General features: G+C 72.2%; 1 protein-coding gene. It reads left to right on the top strand.

Annotation, left to right across the window (positions count from 1 at the left end):
- Nucleotides 1-796, top strand: a 796-nt coding sequence (locus tag HMPREF0731_RS22150; RefSeq protein WP_007006503.1) for a GTPase, incomplete at both ends; no start/stop codon positions are given.

Genomic DNA, 796 nt, shown 5'->3' on the forward strand with positions numbered 1-796 from the left:
CCCTGGCCCGGCTGCGCGCGCCGCTGCTGGCCCGCGCCGCGCGCATGGGCCTGCCGCTCCGCGCCCCCATATGCACGGCGCAGACGCGAAAGGACGTGCCCCTGGTGCAGGACCTGTTCACCACCATCGGACAATTCGTCGGCAACGCCCCGCTGCTCGCCGATTTCCAGAAGCGGGCGGAGGAGGAGAGGCAGCGCATGGGCAAGGTGAACATCCTGCTGGCCGGCAAGACCGGCGTCGGCAAGAGCACGCTGGTCAACGCCGTGTTCGGCCACAATGTCGCGCAGACCGGCATGGGCCGCCCCGTCACCCAGGACATCGCCTGGTACGAGCCCCCCGCCCTGCCGGTGCGCCTGTGCGACACCAAGGGGCTGGAGATGGAGGCCTTCCAGGCGACGCTCGCCGCGCTGGAGGCGGAGATCGAGCGCGCCAACGCCACCGGCCAGTTCGACCAGCGCATCCACATCCTGTGGCTCTGCATCAGCGAGCCGGGCACCCGCGTCGAGGAGGGCGAGCGCCAGGTGGCGAAGCTCTGCGCCCGGCACGGCATCCCGACAGTGGCCATCCTGACCAAGGCGATCGGCCCGCGCGCCTTCCAGGACACGGTGCGCGCCGAGATCCCGGAGGCGCGGCAGATCGTGCGCGTGCTGGCCGAGCCCTGGGAGGAGCGCCCGCCCTTCGGCCTGGACGAGCTGATCCGCGTCACCGAGGCGCTGCTGCCCGAGGCACGCCAGGCCGCCTTCATCGCCGCGCAGCAGGTGGATGTGGAGCGCAAGCGCCGGCGCGCCCTGAAGCT

This window comes from Pseudoroseomonas cervicalis ATCC 49957 (assembly GCF_000164635.1).
In the GTDB taxonomy this organism is placed as follows: domain Bacteria; phylum Pseudomonadota; class Alphaproteobacteria; order Acetobacterales; family Acetobacteraceae; genus Pseudoroseomonas; species Pseudoroseomonas cervicalis.